This window comes from Zobellia russellii (assembly GCF_044597075.1).
GTDB lineage: Bacteria > Bacteroidota > Bacteroidia > Flavobacteriales > Flavobacteriaceae > Zobellia > Zobellia russellii.
The window spans coordinates 1,282,284-1,306,314 of sequence record NZ_CP139000.1 but is presented as its reverse complement, the minus strand read 5'-3'; the positions used below and the strand labels follow the sequence as shown (position 1 = coordinate 1,306,314).

General features: G+C 40.7%; 13 protein-coding genes and 1 pseudogene. 9 read left to right on the top strand and 5 right to left on the bottom strand.

Going from position 1 to position 24,031, the window contains the following annotated elements; translation table 11 throughout:
* Nucleotides 1–75: 75 nt before the first annotated feature.
* Nucleotides 76–3,954, top strand: a complete 3,879-nt coding sequence (locus SJY45_RS05530; RefSeq protein WP_400073575.1) for a PKD domain-containing protein — start codon at nt 76–78, stop codon at nt 3,952–3,954.
* Nucleotides 3,955–3,978: 24 nt separating this feature from the next.
* On the opposite strand, the gene SJY45_RS05525 is transcribed toward SJY45_RS05530, so the two are convergent.
* The 3 genes from SJY45_RS05525 to SJY45_RS05515 are packed head-to-tail and all read right to left on the bottom strand — an operon-like array spanning nt 3,979 to nt 6,499.
* Nucleotides 3,979–5,283: a DUF3570 domain-containing protein gene (locus tag SJY45_RS05525; RefSeq protein WP_400073574.1), complete on the bottom strand. Its 1,305-nt coding sequence runs from the start codon at nt 5,281–5,283 to the stop codon at nt 3,979–3,981.
* 26 nt (nt 5,284–5,309) lie between these two features.
* Nucleotides 5,310–5,522, bottom strand: a complete 213-nt coding sequence (locus SJY45_RS05520; protein WP_303406300.1) for a DUF4266 domain-containing protein — start codon at nt 5,520–5,522, stop codon at nt 5,310–5,312.
* Nucleotides 5,519–6,499: an FAD:protein FMN transferase gene (locus SJY45_RS05515; protein WP_400073573.1), complete on the bottom strand. Its 981-nt coding sequence runs from the start codon at nt 6,497–6,499 to the stop codon at nt 5,519–5,521. Before SJY45_RS05515 ends, SJY45_RS05520 begins: the two co-directional genes overlap by 4 nt.
* Nucleotides 6,500–6,923: 424 nt before the next feature.
* Between SJY45_RS05515 and SJY45_RS05510 the strand changes: the two genes are divergently transcribed.
* Complete coding sequence (locus tag SJY45_RS05510; RefSeq protein ID WP_400073572.1) at nt 6,924–9,878, top strand: DUF5060 domain-containing protein; 2,955 nt, start codon at nt 6,924–6,926, stop codon at nt 9,876–9,878.
* Nucleotides 9,879–10,173: 295 nt separating this feature from the next.
* Nucleotides 10,174–10,287 (top strand): annotated as a pseudogene (locus SJY45_RS05505) (DUF4861 family protein); the annotation flags it as partial.
* Here SJY45_RS05505 and SJY45_RS05500 read toward each other — a convergent pair.
* Nucleotides 10,284–10,856, bottom strand: coding sequence for a sugar O-acetyltransferase (locus SJY45_RS05500; RefSeq protein ID WP_400073571.1), 573 nt, complete (start codon nt 10,854–10,856; stop codon nt 10,284–10,286). The pseudogene SJY45_RS05505 and the gene SJY45_RS05500 sit on opposite strands and share 4 nt — an antisense overlap.
* Before the next feature lie 59 nt (nt 10,857–10,915).
* Entirely contained in the window at nt 10,916–11,389 is a 474-nt protein-coding gene (locus tag SJY45_RS05495; RefSeq protein WP_400074301.1) for a nucleoside deaminase, read from the bottom strand.
* 314 nt (nt 11,390–11,703) lie between these two features.
* Here SJY45_RS05495 and SJY45_RS05490 point away from each other — a divergent pair, with 314 nt between their 5' ends.
* The 6 genes from SJY45_RS05490 (at nt 11,704) to SJY45_RS05465 (ending at nt 23,926) form a co-directional block, all read left to right on the top strand.
* On the top strand, nt 11,704–14,460 hold the full coding sequence (locus SJY45_RS05490) for a LuxR C-terminal-related transcriptional regulator (RefSeq protein WP_400073570.1): 2,757 nt from the start codon (nt 11,704–11,706) through the stop codon (nt 14,458–14,460).
* Nucleotides 14,461–14,723: 263 nt separating this feature from the next.
* Entirely contained in the window at nt 14,724–17,762 is a 3,039-nt protein-coding gene (locus tag SJY45_RS05485; protein ID WP_400073569.1) for a SusC/RagA family TonB-linked outer membrane protein, read from the top strand.
* A 10-nt stretch (nt 17,763–17,772) separates the two neighbouring features.
* Nucleotides 17,773–19,311, top strand: coding sequence for a RagB/SusD family nutrient uptake outer membrane protein (locus tag SJY45_RS05480; protein ID WP_400073568.1), 1,539 nt, complete (start codon nt 17,773–17,775; stop codon nt 19,309–19,311).
* A gap of 25 nt (nt 19,312–19,336) precedes the next feature.
* Entirely contained in the window at nt 19,337–21,130 is a 1,794-nt protein-coding gene (locus tag SJY45_RS05475) for a LamG-like jellyroll fold domain-containing protein (protein ID WP_400073567.1), read from the top strand.
* Nucleotides 21,131–21,171: 41 nt separating this feature from the next.
* The gene (locus SJY45_RS05470) at nt 21,172–22,539 is read left to right on the top strand and encodes a glucoamylase family protein (protein ID WP_400073566.1); all 1,368 of its coding nucleotides are present in this window, start codon (nt 21,172–21,174) and stop codon (nt 22,537–22,539) included.
* A complete protein-coding gene (locus SJY45_RS05465; protein WP_400073565.1) occupies nt 22,532–23,926 on the top strand; it encodes a glucoamylase family protein in 1,395 nt (464 codons plus the stop codon). The genes SJY45_RS05470 and SJY45_RS05465 overlap by 8 nt, the downstream gene beginning before the upstream one ends.
* Nucleotides 23,927–24,031 lie beyond the last annotated feature (105 nt).

Genomic DNA, 24,031 nt, shown 5'->3' with positions numbered 1-24,031 from the left:
ACGGAATTACGGGTCGCTGTAATGCCATAATTTAACGGAAACGTTTAACCAACCTTTTTGCTAGAACTAGAGATTATGAAAATAGAAAATACATTTCTATCGGTTTATTTTTGGGTGCTTTTTTTGAATATGTTGATTACGGGAATGGCCTACGGCCAGTCCTCAAATCCGTGCAGCTCCACCCCTTTTCCTAATGACTGGCAAACACATGAACTACAAAGCTCGGAATTGCCCTACCGTGCCGTTTATATTCTACCCAAAGAAGATTTGAATGGAGATGGACTAAAAGATATTGTTGCTGGAGGATGGTGGTATAAAAACCCTGGGAGTGCTTCTGGAAATTGGGAGCAAAAAACTATAGGGAATCCGTTTAAGAATGTTGCTTTTGTTCATGATTTTGATGGTGATGGAGATCAGGATTTATTGGGTACTCAAGGTGCGTACAGAGGTGCGGATATGGCTTGGGCGGAGAATGATGGCGCTGGAAACTTTACGATACATACCAATATTCCTTCGGGAAGAACAACGTATTGGGAGAAAAAAATACAAGGCATTACATCGGGTGTATTCCAGCCTGGCGGGCCTTTTCAAATTGCAATCAATTGGAACGGTGCTGAATCTTCTGGGTCTACGGTTCAAATGTTGACGGTGCCGGCCGATCCCAAAAACGGTACATGGAGCTTGACGGATATTAGCGATGATTCCTTAGGAGAGGATTTGCAAAGTGCCGATTTGGATGGTGATGGGGATTTGGATTTATTTCAATCCGATAATTGGCTGAGAAACGACGGTAACGGCAATTGGACTACCATATCTACTGGTATTGGTTATCGTACCACTTCAGATAGGTCACAATTGGCCGATTTTGATGGGGATGGCGATTTGGACGCTGTGGTTGGGCAATTAGGAATTGGTACTAGTGCCTCGGATCGCAAAGAATTTGCGTGGTTTGAAGCGCCTTCCAACCCAAGTTCCACATGGATAAAACATGTGTTGGCCACAGATATTAGTTCTAGCCTTAGCCTTTATGCCACGGATATTGATGCCGATGGCGACCCGGATATTGTGGTGGGCGAATGGAAAGGAGATAATAGGTTGCTCGTTTTTGAGAATGATTTATGTGATTCCGGTGATTGGATAAAGCATACCATAGATGCTGGCGGAACCGGTTTTGATCATCACGATGGAGCTCAGGTGGTAGATATTGATAATGATGGCGATTTAGATGTGGTTTCCATTGGTTGGGACCATATTGTTCCCCGGATTTTCGAAAACAAGTCCACTATAACAAATAGTAGTCCGATTTCGGATGCGGGAGAAGACCAAACCCTTGTTTTGCCTACAGCTACTATTACATTAAACGGTAGCGGCAGTGACCCGGATGGGGGAACGCTAGCGTATAAATGGGCGCAGAAAAGCGGACCTAACACGGCGACTCTGGCTAACAATACATCTAAGAATCTAACGGTTTCCGGTCTAATTGAGGGGGATTATATTTTTCAATTTACGGTTACTGATAATGAAAACGAGAGTGATGCGGACGAAGTCTTGGTAAAAGTCCTTCCAGAACCCATTGCTGGCAGTTCTAAATTGCTTATAAATGCCGGTGGGCCAAGAGTGGTGCAGAATGGGGAAGAGTTTGTTGCAGATGAGTATTTTAATACCGGAAGTACTTTGAACAGGCCTCGAACAGGGTTGTCTCAACCCTATAGTAGCATACGTTTTAGCCGTACGCAGCAAATGAGTTACAATATTCCATTGGCTAATGGGGATTATACGGTAAAACTACATTTTGCCGAAGTCTGGTTCGGTGCCACCGGAGGCGGGTCAGGTGGCATTGGTAGTAGGGTTTTTGATGTGGCTATTGAGAATAGTAGAGTTCTTGATAACCTTGATGTTTTTGCCGAAGTAGGTGCGGAGACCCTGTTAACAAAGAGTTTTAACGTAACAGTACAAGATGGTCTTCTTAACATTGATTTTTCCGCTTTGGCTTCCGATGGAGGGTCCAGGCATCCTATAATTAATGCTATTGAAATTGTAGGCGATGGAGAGCAACCTTCTTTTCCGCCAGAAGTAAATGCGGGTAACGATAAAACGGTGAGTTTGGAAGGTACATCAACCTATACTTTTAACGGTTCGGGAAATGACCCGGACGGTGGAACGGTGTCCTTTCAATGGCTTAAACAAAGTGGTCCTGGCGAGGTACAGTTGTCTGGAGCAAATACTAAAAACCTAACGATTAGTAACCTGGTTAAAGGTGATTATGTCTTTAGATTGCAAGTTACGGATGATGAGGGCGAATCGGATTTTGATGAGGTTAAACTGAAAGTGCTGCCAGAACCTACTACTGGGGCTTTTTCATTATTTATTAATGCAGGCGGTTCGTCTACGGTTTATAACGGAATCGACTTTACTGCCGACCAGCATTTTGACACTGGCTCAACTCTTAACAGGCCACAAACAGGTTTGTCTGAGCCGTACCGGAGTTTTAGGTTTAGCCGATCTCAGGTTATGGGTTATGATATTCCGTTGCCCAACGGGGCATATTCGGTAAGATTACATTTTGCCGAACTATGGTTTGGTGCAACAGGAGGAGGTTCCGGAGGAATAGGTAGTCGCGTTTTTGATGTACAGTTGGAAAATGAATTGGTAGAGGATAATTTAGATGTTTTTGCATTGGCTGGAGCAGATGCGTTATTGGTAAGAACGCACTCGGTTTCCATTACGGATGGTGTGCTTAATATTGATTTTTCGGCCTTGGCTTCTGATGAAGGCTCTAGGCATCCGATTATAAATGCCATAGAGATTGTCGGGGAAGGCGGGCAACCTTCACTTGAACCTATTGCGAATGCAGGCCAAGACCAAAATATAGTTTTGCCTGTAGATGAAGTGGTTTTAGATGGTTCTGGTAGCGATCCTGATGGTGGTGCGGTTTCATTTCAATGGGTGCAGGTTACTGGCCCAAGTACAGCTACCTTGTCTTCAGCTACGACTTCGGAACTTAATGTGAGTAATCTAATTGAAGGTTCTTATGTTTTTCGGTTAACGGTAAGCGATGATGAAAGTCAAGTAGATTCGGATGAGGTTACAGTGGTTGTTAGTCCGGAAGCGGTTGGTCTGGATGACCATATTTGGCTAGAGGCGGAGTGTGCAGATGTTGGTGCTGATTGGTTGTTTAGAACAGATAGTTCTGTTTCAGGTGGTACGTATTTAGAAGCGCCGTCTGGCAATTACTTTAATAGTGCGCCTTCCAGTGACGGTTCAAGGATACGTTTTGACTTTTCTGTTGAAGAAGGAACATATCGTCTGTATGCTCTAGTAGATACTCCAACAGGTGATACGGATAGTTTTTGGGTACGGGCAAATAACGGGCCTTGGTTAAAGTGGAATTATATTTTAGGGGGTAATGGTTTTAATTGGAGGCAATTGCACGATAAGGAGCGTAGGACACTGTTTGTTACTTTTAATTTGAACGAGGGAAATAACACCATAGATTTTGCCCATAGGGAGCAAGGTGCTAAGCTTGATAAAATATATATTACTAAAAATGGGCAACTTCCAACCGGTTTTGGGGAGAGTGATTTTACATGTTCGATGAGCAGTAAAAATTCGACCGTACAAAAAGAAGCTGGTGTGTTGTCTAGGAATGTTACGGATTCGGGAATTGGTTCGGATTTGTTGATGGAGCAGGGCGAAAGTGCAGTAAGTTTATACCCCAACCCGGCACATACGGAAGTTCATATTTCACTTCAGGAAGAGCAAAAAGAAGCGGAATATATTGCTATTTATACCATGGATGGAACATTGGTTAAAATGGAAAAGGGTAATGCAATACAGGTTAAACCTAAACTTTATAAAATGGACGTAAGTATTTTAAAACCTGAAATGTACGCTATTCAAGTTGTAACTGTAGATGGAAGGTCAACAATCCATAAAATGCTTATTTCGAACTAGTTGGAAATAGGTTTTGGGTTCAATTTAATCCCTAACGAATTTTACTCCTGCGGTAATGATTGAAGAGCTAAATGTGGTGTCCCTGTCGTATTGATAAAACTTCAGGTCAATACTCTTTAGTCCAAATTTTGAGATATGCATTTTGGTGAAAATATCGGTATAGGAAACTCCCAGACCGTATTGGTTGGCGGTGTATTCGGATAGGTCATAATCCGAGGTGTAGAACTCTTCGTTGGAAAGGTGCCTTTCATAAGGTGCAAAATAATCCGCAGCAGATTGATTGTAAAATCGGTAAGAAGGGTAAAGTGTAAACTTATTGTTCAATTTAACAGCTGCTTCTATGCTTGCCGTATGTGAGTGGACGCCCCAATCATCAAAATAATAGCGATAATACGTTCTAAGCGTTAGAATTTCGTTGAGGTACCAGTTTAAACGTCCGCCTAGAGCAAATTTTAGCCTTCCATCAGGTAAACGTTCAATATCATCCGCCAGTTGAAAATTTTCTATAAAAGAGTTTGGTACATCCGAAAAGTATACACGTTGAAAAGGTGTTGAAAGAAGGCCTTGTTGGTTGATGATATCAAATGAAATCAAACCTTGTACATTTTTATGTAATATCTGGGAAAGGCCAAGTCCTAGTGAGTAGGAGTTGCGGTTGGTTTTGTCTAGTTCGGTGAAATTGGGTGTGTAATTACTGTTGCCGGTAATTTCATTGGGTCTAAAAAAACCAACACCATCATTGCCAAAAGGTCTAAGTTCAAAAGGATATATGGTGGTCCATTTATCCAAATACATATTGGCGTTTATGCTGGCTTCCGTGTTTTTTTCATTGAAGAGTTTGGCGTAGCTCCCGCCAAAACCGAAAGAAAAGTAGTCATACTCTGAGGAAACGGAGAATTTGGCCGACCAAACATCGTTTCTGTCATCGGAACTGTGCCTGTAGCTACCTGTTAGATTTACCCAAGTATCGGATTGTGAAGCTCCTGAACTGGCAACAAATGGGTCGGCATCGCTTCTTTTGTCAAAAGGATTAACATTGCTTGAGGAAGCAGAGGTGTAAGCGGAAACGCCGGCATCTATGGTGAGTACGTCGTCATCGTTTAACGGAATGGATACGATAATTGTTCCGGTTGCATCCGTTAGTTCTTCTGTACCTTTTCCGCCGGTTACAGCTGCGTTATCGCCATCTTGGGAATAATAGCTGGTCAAAAAATCTACTTCGGTGGTTTCAAGAACCCGTTTTTTATATCCCTGGTTTTGCTCCTGTGACCAAGCAAACTGAAGTCCTACTGTCAAGAAGATAAAAGCTATGTTTTTTATTGAAGTCATAATTCGTTTGTGCATCACCTTGTAACTTAATTGCAGCCGCAGCCACCTCCTGTTTTACCTCCGTTAGCTCCTACAGCTGCTTCTCTATAGGAGTGGGCTATGGTAACGTTTCGGTCACATTTTTTGTCGCTCAGGGTCATATCCGGGTCGCTGAGATTTACTTTTTCGTATTCTTTCACTACAATGCAGCTGTGCATTGTGGCGGCAACCCCTATTCCTATTAAAAATCGTTTCATCATAATTTCTCTATTTCAATATGCTCGGATGTAGATATATTTCCTTGATCGTCAATTATAATACATTCTATTTTAGGCATTTGATTGATTCTGTTCAAACCTACTTCTTTGCCCATTATAAAAACCGAAGTGGCCAAAGCATCAGCTAGTTCCGCTTTTGGGGCAAAAACGGTAACGCTAATAATTCCTGTTGACGGAAAGCCTGTTCTTGGGTCAATGATATGGGAGTATCGCTTGCTGTTAAAGTTTACGAATTTTTCATAATCACCAGAAGTAACCACCGCTCCTTGTGTAATGGGTAGTAAAGCAAACACCTTATTTTTGTCCATTGGGTTGGTGATGGCAACTTTCCAAGGTTCGCGATTGGGTTGTTTCCCCCATGTATTCATGTCTCCCGAAGCATTGATTATTCCGGCAGCAACCCCTGTTTCAATCAATAGAGCCTTTGCTTTGTCTGCGGCATAGCCTTTGCCAATTGCTCCAAAACCTATTTTCATACCTTCTTCTTTTAGGAAAATGGTACTATTTTCAGGGTTTAAAACTATATTATGGAAGCCTACTTTTGCTACTGATGATTGAATGGCTGTGGTGTCTGGTATTTGGGTCATGCTGCCGTCAAACACCCAAATTTTATCCATAGATGCGTAACTGATGTCAAAAGCACCATCCGTAAGTGTGGAGAGGCCAATGGCTCGCTCAATGAGGTTGTAGAGCTCATGAGAAACTTTTACAGGACTTTTACCGGCATTTTTATTGATTTTAGAGGTTTGTGAATGGGGATTCCATGAAGATATCAAGTCTTCAATTCTGGAAATTTCGGCTACGGCCAAATCTATATTTTTATTTGCTTCGGTTGAGTCTTTGGCAACTACAGTAATATCAAACCTGTTCCCCATTAACTTTAGTGTTCTGGTAAAAGTACCCTGTGCAATTATGGAAAGTGAAAACAAAAAGAATAGTACGAATAGGGAATTTCTCAAGTCCTATAATTTAATTAGAATATGAAACGAAACACTGCGTCTATAGCAAAGATAAGATAGAATCTATTAGGTCTTGGTTGTAGTCCGTAAAAGAATCTTTTTTGAAAAATGTATGACGATAATTGTTCCACCTATTAAAATATTAAATATTTTTTGCGCAATTTTGCACATATTAAAAATGAAATATCATCCAATTATTCAGTATAATTGTATGGTTTTAGCAAATTCGATAGTGTAAAAACAAGATTACATAAGTTTTGTGCAAAATTTGCGCAAATTGTTTATCGCATTAGTAATGTATTGTTGAGCTTGTTACGCCTGTATCTTTGAAGAGGTTAACGCTAAGATAGCAATACTTAAAAAGAACGAAAATTTGATAAAGACATTTTAGTACTAATACCAACAAATAGAAAACAGAACATCAATGAAACAAAAAGAAAGGAAGTCTAGTTTAAAAAAACACTTTTTAGTCGCACTATCCTTGACCACACTTGGATTTTTTCAAGCTAAGTCACAGGAAAACAATGTGTTTAATGAGACTGGCGGAAAGGTAGTTGTGGAAGCGGAGGATTTTTACAAACAAACAAATACGGATATCCGTAAGTGGTATGTAATAGATTCCAACTTTAAATCAACATTAAAAAGTACTGAGGACAGGTTGCACTATAAAGACGCGAGTGGAGAGCGATATGTAGAAATACTACCGGATACGCGTACCAATCATGATGAAAAGCTTATAGTAGGAGAAAATTTCTCCAACGAGCCCGGTAAGATGGCCATTTTGCATTATAAAGTCAACTTTTCTACGCCTGGCAGATATTATGTGTGGGCAAGGGCCTATAGCACCGGTTCTGAAGATAATGGAATTCATGTGGGGGTAAATGGCACATGGCCAGAGTCGGGCCAGCGTATGCAATGGTGCGAAGGTAAAGATGTTTGGACTTGGGGCAGTAGCCAAAGAACCCTAGAAGTACATTGCGGTGTACCAGGGTTGATATATTTGGATATTGAGAAGGCCGGTGAGCATGATATTCAATTTAGTATGAGGGAAGATGGTTTTGAAATGGACCAATTTATATTGTCCAAGGATAGTAGCTTTCATCCTGAAAAAACTAACGAGGTTGCTTCTGATGATTTGTTAGCTATGGCAAAGGAGATAAGGCCAAGTGCCAAAATATATCCGGCACAGGGGTTTAAAAGCAATAAAAATTCATTTTATAACGATAGAAAATGGTTGGCCATCAATCCGGAAAAATATGAGGAAGCGGAGGCTTTTCTCCCCTTTGACGGAGGTGACGGTACATATGATGTGGTATTGTTTACGGTAGGCGAAAATGATGGACGGTCTGTGTACACTTTACGGAAAAATGAGGAAAGCTTTCAGGATTTCAGAACTCCGTTAAGCAGTAATATGTTTGAAGAAGGCTTGGAGTATGTAAAAGTCTACAATAACATTAAGCTAAAGGGCAAAGATGAAGTAGGGATAAAGGCAGTTCCAAAGAGTAGGGACGGTAAGGAATTTAGTCGAGCACGATGGACCGGATTGGTGGTTGTTGAAGCGGGAACCGGTAAGAAACTGCTAGAGGAAATGCAACAAAAAATGGCTGAGCAAGCTAATTTGAAAATTTCGGGAGAGCTTAAAAAATGGCATAAAGTAACCTTGACTTTTGACGGCCCAAGAACATCGGAAAAAGCGGATTACAACCCATTCATGAACTATCGCTTTAATGTAACTTTTGCTCACGCGCAAAGTGGTAAATCCTATGTGATACCTGGTTATTTTGCTGCTGATGGTTATGCGGGACAATCTTCTTCGGAAGAAGGAAATAAGTGGCGTGTTCATTTTGCTCCTGACGAAATTGGTGAGTGGACATACAAGGTTGATTTTAGAAAAGGAAACTATTCGGCGGTGAGTACAAAACCTACTACGGGACTCAGTGGTTCCTATATGGATGGTGCCAGTGGAGCCTTTACTATTGAAAAAACAGATAAAGAAGGAAACGATTTTAGGGCTAAGGGAAGATTACAATATGTAGGGGAGCGTTATTTAAAATTTGCTGAAACTGGTGAGTATTTTCTAAAGCAAGGTCCTGATGCGCCCGAAAATTTTCTTTCCTATGTAGACCTTGATGGTACCTTTAAAGATGATGGCCATAAAGATAGTATGGTTAAAACTTGGTCGGCTCATTTACAGGATTATAAGCAGAATGACCCAACTTGGAAAAACGGAAAGGGTAAAGCTATCATTGGCGCTATAAACTATTTGGCTTCAAAAGGGTTGAACTCGGTCTCATTCTTGACCAACAATATTGCGGGAGATGATCAGAATGTATTCCCTTACATAGATTATGATACCTATGATAGAATTGATGTGTCCAAAATGGACCAATGGGAGATTATTTTTGAACATGCCCAAAAGTTGGGGCTTTTCCTTCACTTTAAAATGTTTGAAGTAGAGAACCAAGGACTTTTGGATAATGGTGGGGTTGGAGCCAACACCAAATTGTATTATCGAGAATTGATGGCCCGTTTTGGACACCATTTGGCTTTAAACTGGAATCTTTGTGAAGAGAATGGCGAGTGGGTAACTAACCCAACAACACCTCCGCAAGAAGAGGAGCAACGTCTAGCTATGGCCGCTTACTTTAAAAAGAACGACCCGTACCACCATCATTTGGTAATCCATAATGGAATTGAATTTGATGATATGCTTGGGCCTGAAAGTGGACTTACGGGACCATCCGTTCAGACCAATAAAGAAGATTTTAGTAGAGTGCACGGACAAGTATTGCGTTGGTTGAAAGCATCTAAGGAAGCTGGGTTTCAATGGGCCGTTGCGGTTGATGAACCCGGTGACGCACAACATTCGTTAATTACGGATGCTGAAAATCCTGATCATAATAACGCACGTAGAAATGCCTTATGGGGTACGTTTATGGCCGGTGGATGGGGTAATGAATGGTATTTTGGATATGCACATCCACATTCAGACCTTACTTGTGAAGATTACCGTTCTAGGGATTTGTTCTGGGATCAAGCGGTACACGCTATGGATTTCTTTAAGAATAATGATGTTCCGTTTTGGGAAACTGAAAACAGAAATGACCTTGTTGGTAATATGGAGAATAAAAATACAGTCTACTGTTTGGCAAAGGAAAACGAAGTCTATGTGATTTATCTTAATTCAGTTCCAACATCGAAATTAGATTTATCTAATGCTACCGGAGATTTTGAAGTATTATGGTTCAATCCAAAAAAAGGAGGAGACCTTAGGAAGTCTAAAGTCAAGAAAGTATCTGGTGGTGCTGTTGTGGATTTAGGAAAATCGCCTGATAAAAAACAACAAGACTGGACAATTTTAGTTAGAAGAGTAAAATAACCATTAAATGAAGAATGCATAGGATTGCATTCCTCTTTACAAAGAACGTGATAGTAATATGTATACTATCACGTTCTTATTAAGAGTCTAACGAGTAGGGGGCTATTTCTAGGATGGACCTAAACTTTAGCTTATTCGTTAAAGGTTTGTTGGAGAATAAATTGAGTTTTAAGTATAATAAAGTTCAAAGATGAAACGGTATACTATCGGTACCGGATAACATCTTTGAACTTTTTTTGTTGGTACCATGGGTCATTGGTTCTTTTAAGCTCTTTTCCTAGGATACTTAAAAGGTTTTGCTTGGAAAGAGAGCGGACAATTTTCAAATGCTATGGAATGGGAAAGTTATTTGGAAGAATTTTCAAAGAAGCTTCAATCTCCACTACAGATAAGGTATTTGAATAATTAAATTGTCCTAATTACTTTGCACGGGTTGCCATAAGCTAGCACATCATTAGGGATGTCTTTGGTTACAACACTTCCGGCACCTATGGTTACGTTGTTACCAATAGTTACCCCGGGAAAAATAATAGAATTGCCCCCAATCCATACATTGTCACCAATTACAACGGGTTTGGTGTGAGTTAAATAACGGGAACTATGTGCCTCTCCAATAACCCGGTCTGCAGCTTTAATGGGGTGAGTAGCGGTGTAGATTTGTACAAAAGGTGCAATTAACCCGTTTTCGCCAATAGAAATTGTATTGTTGTCAATAAACATGCAATTGGTATTGACAAAAGTGTTTTGGCCTATAGAAATATTACTTCCGTAGTCACAGAAAAAGGGAGCCTCTATCCATACGCCAGCAGCTTTTTTAGCAAGTAACTCGTTTAAAAGTCGCTCCCTCTCTTCTAACAGTTCTGAGTCCAAAGTGTTATAGGCTTGTAATAATTTACGGGCCCTATGATACATTTTAAGAAGTTCCGCGTCACGTGAATCATAAACTTCGCCATTGAGCATCTTTTCTTTTTCGGTCATAGTCGTCTAGATTCAATGGAAAGCTTCTTTAAATAGAATATAAATTTTAGGTGACAACACTAGTACTTAGTTTTATCGTGTTTTTCTGCCCAGTTATTAAAAACTTGAACGGCATCATCTTGTAGCATTTGCTTAAAATAGATTTGTCTATCTCCCATTTCCTTATCTAGTTCGTCATAGATAAATTGGTCATCAAAATCTATTGCTTTGGCATCGGCCTTATCACAGCCGTAGTACACCGCTTTAGGTCTTGCCCAGTAAATAGCTCCAAAACACATAGGGCAGGGCTCACAAGAGGTGTAAATTATACAATCCGTTAGTTGAAAACTATTCAATTTACTACATGCTTCCCTAATGACTACCATTTCTGCATGCGCGGTAGGGTCGTTTGTAGAGGTTACTTTATTGTGGCCTTCGGCAATGATTTTACCATCCTTTACCACTACGGCGCCAAATGGGCCACCAGCATTTGAGTTCATTCCTTTGGACGCCATTTCAATAGCTCTGCGCATAAAAACTTCATGTTCTTTCATCATATTCATAAGTTAAATAGGTGTTTGTCATACATCTCCGGATACAATGGAGTGTATAAAGTGTGCAATACCCTGTATTTTCTCAATAAATAGCTTATATCTACAAAGTACAATGGGCAAAATTACATAATTCTACCCGTTTTCAGGCGTTTTCCTTCGTTCATCTGTATTGTGTTTTGTTGAACAATCCCCACTAAAGAGTGGCACTGATTATTTTGCCGGTACTTATAAGCTTCTTTAAACTGTTTATCTTTGCTTTTATAATGCGAATATACTAGCGCTACTTCTGTTAACATGAAAAGAAATTAATGTAGATGAGAAACGGATACTATATATGCTTTTTGTTATTTCTATTACCATGGGTTTCAAGCACTCAAACCTTATTGCCGCCCATTTATAATTATAAAGTTTTTGAATACAATGCGGGAGCCCAAAATTGGGGGTTGACCGTAGATGAAAAAGGTCACGTTTTTTCAGCCAATGACAAGGGGCTACTTTCTTTTAATGGTGAAGAGTGGATTTTGAACAAGTTACCCAATGCTACAATTGTACGATCGGTAGCTACAGTAAAAGATAGGATTTACACAGGTTCCTATGAGGAATTCGGGTATTGGCAAACTACCACAACGGGAGAGCTTGATTATACCTCGCTTACCCATTTAATTAAGGGCCATACGTTTACAAGTGAAGAATTTTGGCAGATTCTACCTGTTGAGAAGGCTGTTTACTTCCGGTCGTTTTCGGCTCTTTACAAGTATGAAGAGGGGCGAATTACGGTAGTAAATCCTGATTTTGTGATTACGGGGCTGGCCGTATATGATGGCAAGGTTTACGTAGCGGCCAAAAACATGGGGCTGTATGTTTTGAATGGAGAAAAGTTGGAACCCATGGGAAATGATGACGTACTTAAAGACCAGACGGTAACGGATATGACTCCTTTTAAAGGTGGATTACTCATTGGCACACAATTAAACGGTGCCTTAGTATACCAAAACGGGCAGTTTGTACCGTTGGATAAAGATATGAACAGCCTTTTAAAGAAATATCAGCTCAACAAGCTGATTGCTTTGGAGACGGGTGAAATTGCTTTTGGAACCATTAAAAACGGAATTTATCTTTTTGATTCCGCTTCAAGGTCCTATCGTAATTTGAATAGAAAAACAGGACTTCAAAATAACACGGTTTTATCCCTAGCTAAATTTAACAATCAATTTTGGGTGGGTCTGGAGAGTGGTATGGACCGCATTCAAGTTAACTCGGCTATAACATTTTATACAGATCATACAGGAGCCCTGGGTACAACTCATGATGTTGCAATACAGGACAACTCTATGTATTTGGGTAGCAATACGGGTATTTACTATTTTAAGGATAATGAACTTCAATTTTTTGAAGGTTCACAAGGCCATGTTTGGGACCTGGAAATAATTGCCAATGATATTTTGGCCGGCCATAATACGGGAACTTATAAAGTAGATGGTGAGAAACTTACCAAAATATCCGATCGTGCAGGGGGTTATCAATTTGTAAAAGTTCCGGAAAAGAACAATGTTTTTTTGCAAGGTACATATACTGGGGTAACCAAGTATATAAAGGATTCCGGTAATGGGTGGAACGTGACTACGGTTACAGGAATAGATTTTCCGGTAAAACAATTGTGTTTTGAAGACAATCATACCATTTGGGCAGCGCACCATTATAAAGGCCTCTTTCGTTTTAAACTGAATGAAGATCTAACCCAGGTGGAGGAGAAAATAGCTTTTGACACCACTGTATTACCCAATATTTACAACGTAAGGTTGTATCGTATTAAAAACCAAATTGTAATACAAAGTGAAGGCAATTGGTTCAAATACGACCCGCTAGTTGGGAAAATAGCGACTCTAGATGAGTTTGAACCTTTTACCAACAAATCGCTCATTTACTCAGATGGCGAGCACTTTTGGTTTTTAAAGGATGCTGATACCAAGGAACTTCTGTATACCGATTTACGGAATAACACCATAGCCATTAGTGAAACCCAATTGAACCAACGCTTAATGCCCGATATGGAGCGAGGGGTAAAACGTAATGACTCTATCTACCTTCTAACGTTGAGTGATGGTTTTGCAAAAATGAACATTGCTCAATTACAAAGACAATTAAGTACAAGTGCTATTCCGGTCCCGGAGCTCAACTACTTTAAAGATAATCAGGTGAGGTATGCCGTTAAGGACTCTGTTTTTGAGGTGCCCTATACCAACGCGCATGAATTAAAATTTCAGTTATCTGTACCTAGTATGGTGCAGCCCAGATACTATTATGAACTAAATGGCCCTTTGGAGCAGAAGGAATACCGTACAGAAGGTACAGTGGAATTTCAAAACTTGCCTCATGGTGATTATAAGTTGAAGGTGCACTCCGTTACTATGGATAACAGAATGAGCAGTCCTAGAACTATTTCCTTTACCATAGCACCTCCTTGGTACCTCTCTAGATTAAGTATGATAGGGTATGCATTGATTTTAATTTTGATTGTTTTGGGCGTGCGATGGTACAACAGACAAAAATTAAAAAGAAAACATAAGATTTTAAAAATTCAACTGCAGCGGGAGCAGGAAGAACGTCTGGCACAATTGGAGAAAGAAAAACTGGAGAAAGAAATAAAACATAAACAAACGGAATTGGCCCGAACCACAATGAGTGTAGCCAAAAAGAACGAGCTTATTTTAGAGCTAAAGGATTTAATGGTCTTGAACAAGGATGCTTTCCCAAACAAACAACGTTACCGTTCGCTGACCAAAAAATTGGATGGGTCTATTAACGAGAATGAAGATTGGAAGAATTTTGAAGTCAATTTCAAGGAACTTCACGATGACTTCTTTGATAATTTATTACAACAGTTCCCAAAATTGACTCCTAAAGATTTGAAGCTTTGTGCCTATCTAAAAATGAATTTATCCAGTAAGGAAATAGCACCTCTTATGGCTATTTCCATACGGGGCGTAGAAATACATAGGTACAGATTAAGAAAGAAATTGGGTATTGATAGCTCACAAAACCTATCCAACTTTCTAATTAAGTTCAAATAGAGGGTATTATAACCCTACAATTCTTACATATCTAATTTTCATTAGATTATACCACTACATCAACACTACATCACAATGTTAAAGTTTAATGATTACTTAACATTAGGACTACTGCAAAAGACGTGTGTTACGGGGTTTGGGCCCGCTATTAAGACTGATGTACTTTTTATGTACCCTTTCTCAAAAATGTGAGGAAGTCCTTTTGATAACTTGTGCATGAATTTAACAGATTGATAAATTTATAACTCAACTTTTAGACAATTATGAAAATAAGAAACATTATTTTATCGATATGCTTCTTTCTCTTTCAACTGGTATTGTTTGCCCAAAATGGAATTACTGTTACGGGTATAATAAGCGATACCAATGGGGAGCCGTTACCAGGAGCAAGTATCGTTTTAAAAGGTACCACAACAGGAACCCAAACCGATTTTGATGGAAACTACACGCTCAACGGTGTAGAAGAAGATGCAACCTTAGTAGTAAGCTATATCGGTTTTACATTTCAAGAAATTGCCGTGAACGGGCAAGCGAGTATTAATGTTACCTTATCGGAAGATGCTCAAGCTTTAGATGAGGTAGTTGTTATTGGTTATGGCGAAATGAAGTCAAAAGACCTTACGTCTGCCATTACCACAATTAAGGCAGAGGAGCTGGCCGCTACACCAACAAGTTCACCTATGCAGGCTTTACAAGGTAAAGTTGCGGGTCTACAGGTGGTAAGCAATGGAAGTCCCGGTCAAGGCCCAACAATACGTGTACGTGGTATAGGTTCGTATGATACGGGTGCTTCTGGTCCGCTCTACGTAGTGGATGGGATGTTCTTTGATGATATCGACTTTTTAAATACTGCGGACATCACTTCTATTTCGGTATTAAAGGATGCATCTGCGGCCGCTATTTATGGTGTACGTGCAGCCAATGGGGTGGTGCTCATAGAAACTAAATCTGGAGCATACAATAAGAAAGCCGAGATTACTTATGACGGGTATTCGGGCTTTCAAGTGGCACAGAACGTTTTGAAACTAGCCAATTCGGAGCAATTCGTGACCTTGGCGCAAGAATCCGGTTCTACACCTGACATTCAATTTATAGATAATGCTATGCAACGCTACGGCCGTAGCAGAATCAACCCAAATGTACCCAATGTAAATACAGATTGGTACGACGAAATTTTGAGACCGGCCCTGATTCAAAACCATAGTTTGGGAGTTACAGGTGGTAGTGATAATGCTACCTATGCCATTGGTGCCAACTATTTTGGGCAACAAGGTATTCTTAAAATGAAAAATGAGTACGAACGCTTTAACCTTAGAAGTAAGATAGATTTTAAGGTAAACGATAATTTAACCGTTGGTGGAAATATGGTAATAAGTAACGCAACCCGTTACGATGCGGAAAACTCTGCATTTCGGTTGGCGTATTACGCGGTTCCTATTCTTCCGGTATATGGTGAAAATCTGGCGGGTAACGAAAATGTATTCCCTACGAATTATGCAAATGCACAGGATTTGGGATATCGTGGCGGACAGAATCCGTTCCCGACCATGGATAATAGCGAACTACGGTCTAAAATCAGAAATGTGTTGGCCAATTTTTATGCCCAGGTACATATCATTCCTGAAAAATTGACTTTTAAGACAGCGTACAATCATAATTTTGAAACCATTGAGCGTAGAGAGGTGCGTTTGCCTTACTTTATTGGAAACGGTTTTCAACGGGAAAATGCAGAGCTTTTAAAGCGTAACGATACGTATTCAAATCAAATTTGGGACAACACCTTAACCTATACCGAATCTTTTGGCAAACACAATCTAACCGTTCTGGGAGGTTCTTCCTTTAGAGATGAATCTTTTGAGCGTTTGGAGGCTAAAGGGTTAAACTTTCCACTGTCAGGAGAAGAGGCTTATTATTTAGATCAAGCACAGACCATAGTACAAGATGATGTTAAGGATGACGGCCGCCGTGAGTATGGTCTATCGTTCTTTGGTAGAGTTTCCTATAACTATGATAACAGATACCTGTTGTACGGTACCTACCGTGCAGATGGCACCAACAAGTATCAAGAAAAATGGGGCTATTTCCCAACTATTGGTGCAGGATGGGTGTTGTCCGAAGAGGACTTCATGCAAAACAATGGCGTTTTCGATTTTCTTAAATTCCGTGGTAGCTGGGGTAAGCTAGGTAATGATAAAGTACCTGGTAGTGAGGGTGCTATTACTTCTACGGTAGTAACTACGGCCTTTGGTGATACTATGGTGAACGGGGTAAATACTACAAGTAACTTTACGGCTCTTAAATGGGAAGTTACGGAAGAAACGAATGTGGGTATATCCGCGCGTTCTCTAAATAATAGGCTTTCGCTGGAAGCGGATTATTATGTAAGGGATACCAAGGATGCTGTAATTCCTATTGAAGTGCCTTTGATTCCTGATGCAACCCGTCAGAATGTGGGTGAAATAAGAAACCAAGGTCTTGAGGTGGCCTTAAACTGGAACGATCAGGTTTCGGATGATTTCAGTTACTCTATTGGGGCCAATTTTTCCTCCTTAAAAAATGAAGTGCTGGATACGGATCGTCAATTGAATATTGATACCGGTTCTGCAGAGTTCAGACAACGTACCCGAGTGGGAGACCCTGTCTTTTCTTTCTTTGGTCTTGAGGTTGATGGTGTATATCAGAATGATGCAGAAATAGCTGCAGATCCTGCTGCTCAGGTAGAAATTGCCAATGGTAGGACCATTGTACCCGGAGATTTGAAATTTAAAGATCAAGATGGGGTAGAGGGTATTACTGCAGATGACCGCGTTATGTTGGGCAACTATTTGCCAACCTATTCCTATGGTTTTAATGTGGGTTTTAACTATAAAGGCTGGGATTTCTCTGCTGCGGCATTAGGTCAAGGTGGAAACAAAATCCTAAATCGTAAACGTGGCGAGGTCATCTTTACCAATGATACCAACTGGGACCGTGATTTTGCCTTGAATAGATGGCATGGTGAGGGTACTTCCAATAGTTATCCTTCTTCCGCAGGTATTAGAAAAGGTTGGAATCAACAGTTAAGCGATTTCTTTATCGAAAATGGCGACTTCTTTAGAATTCAGAACATCACTTTAGGCTATACCATTAATAACGATGGGGCTATAAAAGGACTGCCACGAACCCGTATTTACGTAACGGCAGAGAAACCTTTATCGGTATTCAACTACAACGGGTTTAACCCGGAAGTGCCTAATGGCGTAGATAATGATACATACCCAATACCTGCTATCTATACGGTAGGAGTAAATATTAAAATATAAAAATAGCACTATGAAACTATTACAAAAAATCTCAAAACCTTCCCTAGTGTTGCTTTTGGTTCTGGCCGTTTGGGGATGTACAGATAAATTGGACGAACCTGAACTGAACAATAATTTTGCCGGAGGAACGGATTTTACGGATGCATCGGGGATGCTGCTGTCTACCGTTGGGGCATATGAGGCCTATTATTCCAGGGGATGGGAACAACCCCTGATTATTTCCGTGCGTGGAGACGATGTTAATTCCGGTGGTCTTGGCGATCAGCCCGAGTTTACGGAAATGGACAAGTTTAATTACAGCAAGGACCATTGGATGGTAAACTCGCTTTGGGAAAATATTTATGCAGATGTTATTTCGGCACATACCGCTATGGAGCAGATAACTAGATACCAAGAATTTGGAACAGATGCTGAAATTGCACTGGGCAACCAGTATATAGCAGAAATTCAGGTATTACGCGGAATGATGTTATTTCAGATTTCACAGGTATATGGAGATATATTTATTCCTGAATCTTCGGATACGGAGTTACTTTTAGAAGTAGAGACCTTGCCTACTAAGGCAGAGGTTATGCAACACGTTTCTGACCAGATGGATTTGGCCATTCCGGTTTTACCCGAAATGCGACCCAATGAAAGAACGGATTTAAAAGGAGGCGTTACCAAATATACGGCTTTGGCCATCAAAGCTTTGGCTAATCAGGAATTAGAGAATTACCAGCTTGTAGCAGATGCTGCCGGGCAGATTATAGCATCGGGGAAATTCAGCCTTTATCCGGATTTCTATGAGCTTTTTAAAACGCCCGGAAAATTGAGTAACGAGAGCATTCTTGATTTACAGTACTCGGATTTTAATCAAGGTGAGGGCGACCGTTTCGCACATTTATATGCCCCCTATGGGCCACAAAATTGGACTCCAGCGGTAGAAGGTTCCAACAGCGGGTGGGGTTTCTTTGAGCCTAGCTTTAAATTTATCAAGTTCATGTTAGACCGTGGTGAAACCGTACGTTTGGAAACAAGTGTTCTTTTTACGGAGCGAGGTATTGCAGAACTACAGACCGATCCATCGTATGCTGATTTACCTTCCTTTATGACCAATGTTACTAGAGACGGAGATGTTATAAATGATTTTGCCCGAGGTTATTTCTCAAGTGGAAAACACTACCTCCCTTCTAATCAGTTGATTGAAGGGCGAACGGAATATGGCAGTAATAAGAATAACAATGTTATCCGTTATGCCGAAATCTTGTTGATGTATGCCGAAGCTTTGACACAAGGGGCTTCAGGTTCTGTTATGTCGGCCGATCAAGCGGTGAATTTGGTTCGGGAAAGAGCTGGGCTTCCTGCTTTGTCCGGTGTAACCTTGGATCAAGTCATTGATGAGAAATTTGCCGAGTTGGCCATGGAATGGGGTAAACGCTATTACGACATGATTCGCCTTAAAAAGTTTGATGAACTAACATATGACGGTCGCACCTTTACCGAGGCAAAAACTTTTCTGCCTTATCCGCAGCCGCAAGTAGACCAGTTTCCTGTATTGGGCAATTAATCTAATCAACTAACAAAACAGAAAGATGAAAAATGTAAAATATATAGTATCGTGTTTGGTACTCACTGCTCTTTTTTATAGCTGTGATCAAGGCATAGACGCCTTAACCGAGGTTGATCCAGGTGTAGATGCTTCTGCGCCGGCCATTACCATTACTTCGCCTGCGGAAGGTTTAGCGGTAAAGGTAAATGAAGAGTTGGCAACGATAACCGTAAAGTTCCAGGCCGAAGATGATATTGAGTTGGGTTCGGTTGAAGTACTGCTTGATGGTAATAGAATAGGCAATTACAATAGTTTTAAAGACTACCGTAAGTTGATCGTAAATGATTTGGTGTACGACCAACTTGAAGATGGAACGCATCAGCTTACGGTTATTGCCAAAGATTTGGATGGAAAGTCCACTAGTGAGGTAGTTAACTTCACTAAGGAACCGGCCTACATTAGAAAATACCCTGGTGAAATTCTATATATGCCTTTTGAAGGTGGGTATGTAGATTTATTAAGCTTTGAAGAAGCGGAACAAATTGGTTCGCCTACAATAACTGAGGAGAGTCTAGCGGGAGATGGCGCTTATGCAGGGGCAGAAGGCGCGTATTTGACCCTAGACCCCGAGCGATTCAAGAATACCGAATTAAGCGCCATTTTTTGGGTAAAACTAAATGCAGTTCCTGACCGTGCCGGTATTTTGGCAATGAGTCCCCCGCTTAATGAAGATGGAGGAAACAATATAAACAGTGGTTTTAGGTTCTTTCGCGAAGCCTCAAATGGAAATCAACGCCTTATGCTTAACGTAGGTTCTGGGGATAGTAGCACTAATTTAGGAGGATGGGAAGTTGCTGAAGTTGACCCTTCCGGAGAGGAATGGGTGAACGTAGCGTTAACAATTTCGTCAACGGAATCTACAGTTTATATTGATGGGCAGATGGTCCGTCAAGATCAAATAACAGGTGTCGATTGGACAGATGTGAATATTCTTTCAATCATGTCCGGTGAGCCCAATTTTTCGGCTTGGAATCATAAGTCAGATTTAAGTCTAATGGATGAGCTGCGCATATTTGATCGTGCTATCACCCAAGATGAAGTAAAACAGATTATTCAGGATGACTCGGGTATCGTAATATCCAATTATCCGCCTAATTTCCCAGGAGAGATGTTCTATATGCCTTTTGAAGGTTTGTACACGAATCTGTTTACGGATGCAGAGGCCGATGTGGTTGGAACACCCTCTATTTCCGAAGAAAGTGTAGCTGGCGAAGGTGCTTACGCTGGAGCAGCGGATTCATATTTGACAGTTCCTTCTAACGGTTTAACAACTGATGAGTTTAGTGCTGCACTCTGGTATAAGGTCGATATTGAATCAGGTAATGGAGGAGTATTGACGATGAGTCCTGAAGATACTGAAAATGGAAATTATCCTGAAACTCAGAACTTGAGGACTAGTGGATTTAGGTTGCTACATGAAGGTGATGCTACAAAGGAAATTTTTAAGTTAAATATTGGTACTGGTGAATCTGATGTTTGGTTAGACGGTCGTGATTTAGCAGCTATTAATCCAACAACCGATGGGTGGGTACACTTGGCATTTTCCATTTCAGGTTCAAATGCGGTTCTATACATTAATGGTGAAGTAGTTTCTGAAAATGTGATAAGCGGTGGAATAGATTGGTCCGGATGCGATTTGCTATCCATAGGTTCTGGGGCGCCTAGATTTACGGAATGGGGCCACTTGGCGGACGAAAGCCTGATCGATGAGCTTCGTTTATTTGACAAGGCCCTTACACAAGAAGAAATACAGGAAATTATGAACTCGGGACTGTAGATAAACCCAACAGAAGTTCAATAATCACTTTATAAAAAAATATGAAATTAGTCGCAATTGCCTTGGTAACAGGCATGCTTTTGGTGGGTTGTGGAGGCAACCCTTCCAAAACAGATAATAAAAATAACAAAACCGAATTTAAGGTTGTACAAGAACTGACGGATGAGCAATTATTGGATTCCGTTCAGAAACAAACATTCAATTATTTTTGGGAAGGAGCGGAACCTAAATCTGGTTTAGCCAGAGAACGTATTCACCTTGATAATGTATATCCCGCGCATGATAAGGATATTATAACTACCGGAGGTTCAGGTTTTGGTTTAATGGCCATTTTGGTAGGTGTGGAGCGTGGTTTTATTACACGTGAAGAGGCTCTGGAGCGATATGAAAAAAGTATTGGTTTCCTTGAAAAAGCAGACCGGTTTCATGGGGCTTGGCCTCACTGGCTTATGCCCGATGGTAAGATGACACCGTTCAGTAAAATGGATAATGGTGGCGACTTGGTGGAAACCGCTTTTCTGGTTCAAGGTTTATTGACCGTTAAGGAATACTTTGAGGAGGGCAATGCCCGCGAAAAAGAATTGGCGGCCAGAATTCAAAAACTTTGGGAAGAAGTAGAATGGGACTGGTATACCAAAGGAGAAAATGTACTTTATTGGCATTGGTCTCCAGAATACAAATGGGAGATGAATTTTCCCGTGGGCGGATATAATGAGGCTCTGGTCATGTATGTCTTGGCGGCTTCTTCGCCTACTCATACAATTAATAAAGAAGTATATGAGCAAGGTTGGGCAAAAAGTGGAGGAATTAAAAATGACACTACTTTTTACGGCCTTCGTACTGTGCTGAATCATTATGAGCATGACAGGTCTCCTGTAGGTCCCATGTTTTGGGCGCACTATTCCTATTTAGGTTTGAACCCAAAGGGATTAACGGATCAATATGCGGATTATTGGAAACTAAACGAAAACCATGCATTAATTCAGTATCGTCATGCGGTTGAAAATCCACATGATTATAAAGGATACGGAAAGAACCTTTGGGGATTGACCTCAAGTTATTCCATGAAAGGCTATGCAGGCCACAGACCTGATAAGGATTTGGGTGTTATTTCTCCAACAGCTGCCCTTTCTTCAATGCCTTACACACCGGAACAGAGTCAGAACTTCTTGAGATATATGTATACGGAACAAGACTCCCTGATTGGTAAATACGGTCCTTATGATGCCTTTAGTTTAGAGGATAAATGGTATGTGCCAAGATATTTGGCTATAGACCAAGGACCTATTCCAGTAATGATAGAAAACTACAGAAGCGGACTTTTTTGGAAGCTTTTTATGAAGAATATTGATGTTCAAAGCGGATTGAAAAAATTAGGTTTTAGTTCGGAAAATATTTCAAATGAGTAAATTGTTCGTTTCAATTTTGGTGTCGTTACTATTAGTTTCATGTGCTTCGGATGATGGAGGTGGTGGTGCAATCGGCATTTCTGAACTTCCGGAAACACCTGTTGAGGACGAACAGGAAGTAGGGGAGGAAGAAGTGGAGCTCACGGATGTGGAACTTCTCGACTTGACCCAAAAAGAAACTTTTAAATATTTCTGGGATTTTGCCCAAACGGAATCTGGTGCTGCGCGTGAAAGGTATCATCCCCAAGAACCATCTAATGACGTCAACACAGTAACCGTTGGAGGCACCGGTTTTGGACTTATGGGGATTTTGGTCGCTATGGAAAGAGGGTTTGTATCCCGTAGCGAAGGTGTTGAAAGACTGTCTAAGGTTATTTCTTTTTTGGAAAATGCCGACAGGTTTCATGGCGCATGGCCCCATTGGTTAGATGGGCGTAACGGGAAAACGCTTCCCTTTAGTGAAAAGGATAATGGGGCCGATTTGGTTGAAACTTCTTTTTTGGCGCAGGGGCTTATCTGCGTAAAAGAATACTTAAAGGAGGGTAGTTCCAAAGAAAAGGCAGTGGCCGAAAAAGCAGATGCACTTTGGAAAGATGTTGAATGGGACTGGTTCACGCAAAATAAAAATACGTTGTATTGGCATTGGAGTCCTGATTTTGGTTTTGACATCAATTTAGAATTAAAGGGATATAATGAAGTATTGATAACCTATGTCATGGCAGCGGCTTCCCCTGATTTTTCTATCACCAAAGATACATATGAAAATGGTTGGGCGTCCATTGGTGCTATAGCCAATGGCGCTTCGGCTTATGAAATTCCGCTTATTGTTGACCATGCAGGTAGTTCCCAAAAAGGCGGGCCATTGTTCTGGGCACACTACTCCTATATGGGGCTAGACCCAAGTAACTTGGCCGATGCCTTTGTGAATTATGGTGATGCTACGGTTAACCATGCAAAAATCAATTACGCCTACTGCGTGGATAACCCTAAAAGTTATAAAGGTTATGGGGAAGATTGTTGGGGGCTTACCGCCAGTTACAGTAGGGATGCCGATGGAAGTTTGGGCTATAATGCCCATAGTCCGTCCAATGATACAGGAATAATTTCGCCTACGGCGGCTTTGAGCTCTATGCCATACACACCAGAGGAATCCATGAAGGCACTACGGTATTTTTATAGCAAAAAAGACCAGCTTTTAGGGCCTGCCGGTTTTTATGATGCTTTTAGTCCGCAAAATGATTTTTGGGTAGCCGATGCGTATTTGGCCATTGACCAAGGTCCTATTTTAGTAATGATTGAGAACCATAGGTCGGGATTGTTATGGCAACTCTTTATGCAAAACGAAGATGTGCAGCGCGGACTCAATAATTTAGGTTTTACCTATTAGGAATTCACTTTAAGAATTAACGAATACCATGTGGGGAATTGGTGTAAACTGATTTGCCAAAGGGATGATTTTGCCAAAATTTAATTCGATATAAAAAATATAAAC

Bases quoted from the DNA above. Each gene is read 5' to 3' on its own strand.
- SJY45_RS05525 (WP_400073574.1), bottom strand. From the start codon at position 5,283: ATGACTTCAATAAAAAACATAGCTTTTATCTTCTTGACAGTAGGACTT.
- SJY45_RS05485 (WP_400073569.1), top strand. From the start codon at position 14,724: ATGAAAATAAGAAACATTATTTTATCGATATGCTTCTTTCTCTTTCAA.
- SJY45_RS05500 (WP_400073571.1), bottom strand. From the start codon at position 10,856: ATGACCGAAAAAGAAAAGATGCTCAATGGCGAAGTTTATGATTCACGT.
- SJY45_RS05465 (WP_400073565.1), top strand. From the start codon at position 22,532: ATGAGTAAATTGTTCGTTTCAATTTTGGTGTCGTTACTATTAGTTTCA.
- SJY45_RS05520 (WP_303406300.1), bottom strand. From the start codon at position 5,522: ATGATGAAACGATTTTTAATAGGAATAGGGGTTGCCGCCACAATGCAC.
- SJY45_RS05530 (WP_400073575.1), top strand. From the start codon at position 76: ATGAAAATAGAAAATACATTTCTATCGGTTTATTTTTGGGTGCTTTTT.
- SJY45_RS05475 (WP_400073567.1), top strand. From the start codon at position 19,337: ATGAAAAATGTAAAATATATAGTATCGTGTTTGGTACTCACTGCTCTT.
- SJY45_RS05510 (WP_400073572.1), top strand. From the start codon at position 6,924: ATGAAACAAAAAGAAAGGAAGTCTAGTTTAAAAAAACACTTTTTAGTC.
- SJY45_RS05495 (WP_400074301.1), bottom strand. From the start codon at position 11,389: ATGAAAGAACATGAAGTTTTTATGCGCAGAGCTATTGAAATGGCGTCC.
- SJY45_RS05490 (WP_400073570.1), top strand. From the start codon at position 11,704: ATGAGAAACGGATACTATATATGCTTTTTGTTATTTCTATTACCATGG.
- SJY45_RS05470 (WP_400073566.1), top strand. From the start codon at position 21,172: ATGAAATTAGTCGCAATTGCCTTGGTAACAGGCATGCTTTTGGTGGGT.
- SJY45_RS05480 (WP_400073568.1), top strand. From the start codon at position 17,773: ATGAAACTATTACAAAAAATCTCAAAACCTTCCCTAGTGTTGCTTTTG.